The sequence below is a fragment of the Enterorhabdus sp. P55 genome (genome assembly GCF_009911695.1).
Taxonomy (GTDB): Bacteria; Actinomycetota; Coriobacteriia; order Coriobacteriales; family Eggerthellaceae; genus Enterorhabdus.
The window spans coordinates 1-4,100 of record NZ_QWKK01000149.1 but is presented as its reverse complement, the minus strand read 5'-3'; the positions used below and the strand labels follow the sequence as shown (position 1 = coordinate 4,100).

At 71.6% G+C, this 4,100-nt stretch carries 3 protein-coding genes; 1 reads left to right on the top strand and 2 read right to left on the bottom strand.

Annotated features, from left to right (window positions below):
• The coding region (locus tag D1643_RS10010) for a C39 family peptidase (RefSeq protein ID WP_236643541.1) at positions 1 to 772 on the top strand (772 nt) is incomplete at its 5' end.
• Between the two features lie 101 nt (positions 773 to 873).
• Here the strand turns inward: D1643_RS10010 and D1643_RS10005 are convergent.
• Together D1643_RS10005 and D1643_RS10000 are read right to left on the bottom strand one after the other, a co-directional pair.
• Positions 874 to 1,347 carry a hypothetical protein gene (locus D1643_RS10005; RefSeq protein WP_160710482.1) on the bottom strand — a complete coding sequence of 158 codons (474 nt, stop codon included), beginning with the start codon at positions 1,345 to 1,347 and terminating at the stop codon, positions 874 to 876.
• 547 nt (positions 1,348 to 1,894) lie between these two features.
• Positions 1,895 to 3,034: a CapA family protein gene (locus D1643_RS10000; RefSeq protein ID WP_160710481.1), complete on the bottom strand. Its 1,140-nt coding sequence runs from the start codon at positions 3,032 to 3,034 to the stop codon at positions 1,895 to 1,897.
• Between the last annotated feature and the right edge of the window lie 1,066 nt (positions 3,035 to 4,100).

The following is a 4,100-nucleotide window of genomic DNA, read 5'->3' as shown; positions in this document are numbered from 1 at the left end:
CGCCGCCACGACCTGGCACGGCGGGACCGCCGCAGCGGCGCGGGCCGGCAGGGGCCTGGCCGCATCGCTGCGGCTCGTGCCCATGGTGGCCGCCCTCGGGCTGGCAGCGCTGATCCTCGCCGGCGCGATGGGCCTCGCGGCGCTCGTCGGTGGCGGCGAGGCGAGCGACCAGTCGGGCACGCTGCTCGGCCAGTCGGGAGCTGCTCCGACCGGCGACACGACCCCGAGCGCCCCCGACGCGGACACGCCGCCCACGAGCACGCCGCGCAGCCAGTGGGCACGCGGCGCCGTTCCCTTCCTCTACCAGATCGACGAGGAGTGGGCCGACGCGCCCTACGCCGGCGCCACCGTGGCCGAGTCCGGCTGCGGCCCCACCTGCCTGTCCATGGTATATGTGGCCCTCACCGGCAAGACCGACCGCGACCCCGCGGCCATGGCGGCGTTCAGCGAGCAGGGCGGCTACGTCGAGAGCGGCATGACCGCCTGGCGCCTCATGAGCGACGGCGCCCGCACGATAGGCCTGCGCTCGCGCGAGCTCAGCGCCAGCGCTGACGCCATCCGCGCCGAGCTGCGGGCGGGGCGGCCCGTCATCTGCAGCGTGGGGCCGGGCGACTTCACCGCGAAGGGCCACTTCATCGTGCTGTCCGGCGTGAACGAGAACGGTGACGTCATCGTGCACGACCCCAACAGCGAGCAGCGCAGCCTCCAGCCGTGGGACCCCGACCGCATCATCAGCCAGTGCCTCAACCTCTGGTCCTTCGAGCGCGCCTAGCACCCGGCCGCCACCCGACCGCGGCAGCGGGAACCTGAACGCGGAGGGGCCCGGCTCAGACGAGCCGGGCCCCTCCTGCGCATCCTCCGCCTCGCGCGCCGCTACGTGAGCAGCAGCACGATGAGGATGACCAGCAGCACCACGATGAGCGGAACCGTCACCTTGAAGAACAGCGGGATGCCCGCGAGAAAGCCGCCCCCGGCGCCGGCGTAGTCGCCGCGCCCGCTGACGACACCGCCCGAGAACCCGACCCCCGACGGCGCGCGATGCCCCGGCCCGTGGGGCCGCACGCGGGCAGGGATGCCGCCCATCGCGCCGGCGTCCGGCACGGAGTCGAAGCCCTGGCCGGCCCGCGAGTGCCAGCGCGTCTCGGTCATGGACGCGTCGATGGCCGCACGCGGGCGGTCGCGGTCGTCGTGGGACAGCGCCGATATCTGGTGGCTCTCGTTGAAGGTGCGCGAGTCGATGGAGCCGCGCCCGTCGATGACCTCGCGATTCCCGGCGGCGCGGCGAGCCTCGTCCAAGACGTCGCGGCTGGCGCGGGCGCGCTCGTAGGACGCACGCGACCGACGCATGCTGTCGTAGCTCTCCTGCGATGAGAGGGGCTCGGCTATGCGCTGGCGCGGCCGGCGCTGAGGGGTCTTCGGGGCCGAGGGGCGGCCGCGGCCGTCGCGGGGCGCGCGGGAGCGGGAATCACGACCTCGACGTTCGTCGGAAAAGCTTCCCATGGGCGATAACCTCGTGTTCGTTTGTGCGTGGGTTCGTTATCAGCGCCATTATGGCGCAAAACTCCGCGCACGTGGACCACCTTAAGGAAAAGACCAGGTTTCGGGAACGACCGCGCCGGCGCTGCCGGGGTGGGACGGTGGGGCGCCCGGTCGCAGGCCGCCCCACCGCCGCTTTTTCGGCCCGGGGTGGCACTCTTTTGGAGTTTGGTACGGTTCGGCATGGCCCCAAGCGCAGAGCGGCCGGCGTTTCCCCAGGTCAGGTTTTGCGCGTGGGAGGCCGACCGCGCCCACAACGGCCATTTGGGCGAAAAAAGCGTACCAAACTCCGGATAAGTGCCATCCCAGGCCGAAAAAGTGGCATCGGCGTCCGGCGACGACGCAGAAGCCGCCCGCCCTAGGCCAGCGTGGCGGCCTTCTGGGCGATGGCGTCGGTCGAACGCTGGATCTTGGCGTCGATGCGCGCCTTCTCATCACCCTCGGCCGGCGTGGGCTGGTAGTTGTTGCGCGAGCTCGACGACGACACCGAGCAGGCGATGAACTCCACCGCATCGTCGCGCGCCACCTCGTCGCCCGTCACGGTGAACGTCTGCTGGAAGATCATGCAGTCCTTGTCGGCGGGGTTGGAGTTGCCGCCGAAGCAGAAGTTCCCGAGCGAGTACACGATATAGCGCCCCTCGTAGACCTCCCAGCCCTGGATGACGTGGGGATGCGATCCCACCACTAGGTCGGCGCCGGCGTCGATGGCCGCGCGACCCAGCATCATCTGGGTGTCGTTGGGCACGGTCTCGCGCTCGATGCCCCAATGGATGTAGACGAGCACGAGCTGCGCGCCGTTGTCGCGCGCCTCCTGGATGCGCGCCACCATGTCGTCTTTCATCCCCTCGTGCTCGGCCAGCTCATAGGCGCCCACGAGGCCCACCTTCACGCCCTTCACGTCCACGTAGCCGATGCGCTCGTAGCCGAACGACGGCACGCCCTCCGCGTCGAGGGCGGCGATGGTGTCCTGGTAGCTCTGCTCGCCGTAGTCGCGCGAGTGGTTGTTGGCCAGCGAGGCGGCCTCCACGCTCGAGCTGGAGAGGATGGCGGCGAACTCGGCCGGGCCCTTGAAGGCGAAGGTCTTGTCGGCGCGGGCGTTCGAGGTGGTGAGCGTTCCCTCCATGTTGACGATGGTCAGATCGTCGGCGGCGAAGAGGGGCTGGACGTTGCGCAGGAAGTAGCCCGGATCGTCCACCGCCTCGAACATCGCGTTGAGGCTGGTGGCGTAGTCGAAGGCGGAATCGGTGCCGAGCGTGCAGTCGCCCGCGAACGTGACGGTGAGGCTGACCGGCTGGGGCTCGGGCTGGGGCTGGTCAGACGCGTCGAGCGCGGGAGACCCCTGCGCGTCGGGCGCGGGAGCGGGAGCATTGGCGTGATCCGCCAGCTGGAAGCCGATGGCCACCAGCAGCACCGCGATGACGCCGATGGTGGCGACGCGCGCCAGGGAGAGCCCCCGCCCGCGAGGCTGCTCGTAGCCGTATCCCCCTCTTCGCGCCATGGTTCTCTCCCCTTCTGCCCTCCGAGGCCGCTCCTGCTGCCGCTTTTCTCCGCCATTCTGGCACTGATCGACGGTTTGGCATGGCTTACCGCGGCCCAAGGCGCGCTGCGGCCGACGTTTCCCCTGATCGCGTTTGCGAGAGAGGGGCAAGCCGCGCAAAACACGCCCTCTGAGCCGAAAGCGTATACCAAACCGTCGATTAGCGCCATCTCGCAGCCGAGAGGCGGCGGTGGCCGGATCCTGGCGCGCGATACGCGCCGCGTGCGTCACGAGGGCGAGGCAGAGCTGGGGCAGGCCCACGAGGGGGCTCACGCTATCGGAGGGCGGGCGGCGCCCCGATTGCCAGGCAACGACGGGCGCTGGGTCGCCCCGGCTGCCGACACCCCAGCGCCCGGCCGTCGCAGAGAGCCCTCCGCCGCCACGGCCAAGCCCGCGCGCCGGAAGGCGCCACGGACGGCGGGCGATGCACGAGCCTCCGGGCTCCTCTGGGGAAGCACCCGGCATGCGGGAGCCGCTAGGAGGCAGGAGCCTCGAGCGCCACAGGGCACCGCCGCGAGAGCAGCCTCCCAAGGCGCTGCCGGGGCATCGGACCTCATCCAAGGCGCCGCCAGGGCGCCCCGCGCGCCGGCGCCCCCCCCACCGCGACTCCGCCGCTGCCGCGACTCGCCCGCCCGCCGCCTTACGGCTCGCGCAGCGGTAACGGGGCGCTGACGTTGGCAACGGGCGCGTGAGGAGGGGGTGACGCGCACGCCACGACCGAGCGCAGGCGCGGAGGGTGCCCGCGGGCATCCGTAGAATGAGGGGCGACCGTTGGGAGAGGTCGGGTTCCGCGAGAGCGCAGCCGCCGGCAAAGCGGCGCCGTCGCGGAAAGGTTGGACGCCATGAGACTGGGTGTCGCTGCGAGGAAAGCCGCGGGAACGGATCGTTTCCGCCGATCAGACGTCAGGCAGGCGCCGCGCCGCCTCGCCGATGCGCGCGGAGCCGCGATCGCCTGCGCGCGGGCAGAGGCCCCCACGCAAGCAGCCGTCGCGCCGGATGCGGGCGCGCAGGGCCGGCGGGCTGCCGG

What these genes read in the sequence shown, in the direction of transcription:
- D1643_RS10005 (WP_160710482.1), bottom strand. Translation starts at nt 1,347, where the DNA reads ATGCGTCGGTCGCGTGCGTCCTACGAGCGCGCCCGCGCCAGCCGCGAC.
- D1643_RS10000 (WP_160710481.1), bottom strand. Translation starts at nt 3,034, where the DNA reads ATGGCGCGAAGAGGGGGATACGGCTACGAGCAGCCTCGCGGGCGGGGG.